Source organism: Nocardiopsis sp. MG754419 (assembly GCF_018207095.1).
GTDB lineage: Bacteria > Actinomycetota > Actinomycetes > Streptosporangiales > Streptosporangiaceae > Nocardiopsis.
The window spans coordinates 1-502 of record NZ_QOCZ01000355.1; the positions used below are offsets into that span (position 1 = coordinate 1).

Consider the following 502-nt stretch of genomic DNA (forward strand, 5'->3'; position numbering starts at 1 on the left):
CGCGGCTGGCCCGTCTTCCCCCTCACCCCCCGCTCCAAGAAACCACCGCTGGTCCGGAACTGGGAGAAGACCGCCACCACCGACCCCGACCAGATCCGCGCCTGGTGGCGCCAGTGGCCGACCGCGAACTACGGCATCGCCACCGGCCCCGCCGGACTGGTCGTGATCGACCTCGACACCCCCAAACCCGGACAGAAACCACCCCAACCGTGGAACCGGCCCGGCATCACCGACGGAGCCGACGTACTCGCGCTCCTGGCCGAAGAGACCGGTGACCCGCTGCCGCTCGACACCTTCACCGTCCGCACCCGCAGAGGCGGATGGCACCTGTACTTCACCCACCCCACCGGCCCGAAGCTGGGCAACACCAGCGGAGACCAGGGCAACGGCCTGGGCTGGCTGATCGACACCCGCGCCCACGGCGGCTACGTCGTGGGCCCCGGCTGCCCCGTCACCGCACCCGACGGCAACGGCCACTACCAGGTCGAGGTCCGCGAGAACC

Annotated in this window: 1 protein-coding gene; it reads left to right on the forward strand. The window is 71.1% G+C overall.

Annotated elements, in window-relative coordinates; translation table 11 throughout:
* Window positions 1-502 (forward strand): bifunctional DNA primase/polymerase (locus tag DSY14_RS28100; RefSeq protein ID WP_211719601.1); only part of this gene is annotated, 502 nt, incomplete at both ends.